The organism is Schumannella sp. 10F1B-5-1, assembly GCF_006517535.1.
GTDB lineage: Bacteria > Actinomycetota > Actinomycetes > Actinomycetales > Microbacteriaceae > Schumannella.
This window is the reverse complement of sequence record NZ_VHQH01000312.1, coordinates 1-393: the sequence shown is the minus strand read 5'-3', so window position 1 is coordinate 393 and position 393 is coordinate 1. Positions and strand designations below refer to the sequence as shown.

The following is a 393-nucleotide window of genomic DNA, read 5'->3' as shown; positions in this document are numbered from 1 at the left end:
GCGGCCGGGATCGACGTCGAGCTGCCCACGGGGTCCGCCTACCGCGAGCCGCTCCGCGACCTCGTCGCCTCCGGCGAGGTCGCTCCCGAGCTCGTCGACCGCGCCCTGCGCCGGGTGCTCGTCCAGAAGGCTGAGCTCGGCCTGCTCGACGGTGGAGGGCTCCCCGAGCCGGGCCCGCTCGAACTCGACGGCCCGGAGCACCGGGCGATCGCCCGCGAGGTCGCCGAGGCGTCGATCGTGCTCCTCGAGAACCGGGGGATCCTTCCCCTCGCGGCGTCCCCCACGATCGCGGTGATCGGACCGAACGCCGATCACGCCCCCGCGCTCTTCGGCTGCTACTCGTTCGTCAACCACGTGCTGCCACGACATCCCGAGGTGCCGATCGGGTTCGAC

The 393-nt window shown here is 73.3% G+C and carries 1 pseudogene; it reads left to right on the top strand.

Features of this window, described 5'->3' with window-relative positions:
• Positions 1-393, top strand: a pseudogene (locus FJ658_RS15830) (glycosyl hydrolase); the annotation flags it as partial.